1 protein-coding gene is annotated in these 765 nt (G+C 66.3%); it reads right to left on the bottom strand.

From position 1 onward, the window contains the following. A partial coding sequence (locus P3W85_RS08645; RefSeq protein WP_276264463.1) for an NAD(P)(+) transhydrogenase (Re/Si-specific) subunit beta occupies nucleotides 1–742 on the bottom strand: 742 nt, incomplete at its 3' end. Between the last annotated feature and the right edge of the window lie 23 nt (nucleotides 743–765).

Genomic DNA, 765 nt, shown 5'->3' with positions numbered 1-765 from the left:
CCCAGCCCGAGTACGAGTTGAGCATCGACACCACCACCGGCATGTCCGCGCCGCCGATCGGGATGATGATCAGCACCCCCAGCACGAAGGCGATCGCCAGCATCAGCAGGAAGGGCAGCCAGGCCTGCGACAGGCAGAAGATGGCGCCGAAGCCAATCATGGCCACCGCCAGCAGCAGGTTCAGCATGTGCTGGCCGGCGAAGGACACCGGTGCGCCCTGGAACAGGCGGAACTTGTACTTGCCCGACAGCTTGCCGAAGGCGATCACCGAACCGGAGAAGGTGATGGCGCCGACGAAGCAGCCGATGAACAGTTCGATGCGGTTGCCCAGCGGGATATCGTGCGAGCCCGGCGGCGTGATGCTGAAGGCCGACGGCTCGGCCACCACGGCGACCGCGATGCAGACCGCGGCCATACCGATCAGCGAGTGCATGGCGGCCACCAGTTCGGGCATCTTGGTCATCTCGACCCGTTTCGCCACGAAGGCGCCGATACCGCCGCCGACCACCAGCGCGCCGAAGATCAGCGCCATGCCTTCGGCCACCGACGACTGGCCGGCGCCGATGGCCAGGAACTCGTTCTTGAGCTTGGCGATCAGCACCAGCGTGGTGACGGCGGCGATGGCCATGCCGATCATGCCGAAGGCGTTGCCGCGCCGTGCGGAGCTGGGGTGCGACAGGCCCTTGAGCGCCTGGATGAAGCAGACCGAGGCCAGCAGGTAGAGCAGGGTGACGAGGTTCATGCTCACTTGGCGCCCTCCTCATG

The sequence above is a fragment of the Cupriavidus basilensis genome (assembly GCF_029335485.1).
GTDB classification, from domain to species: domain Bacteria; phylum Pseudomonadota; class Gammaproteobacteria; order Burkholderiales; family Burkholderiaceae; genus Cupriavidus; species Cupriavidus basilensis_E.
The sequence above is the reverse complement of the archived record's forward strand: the minus strand, read 5'-3'. Positions and strand labels throughout refer to the sequence as shown.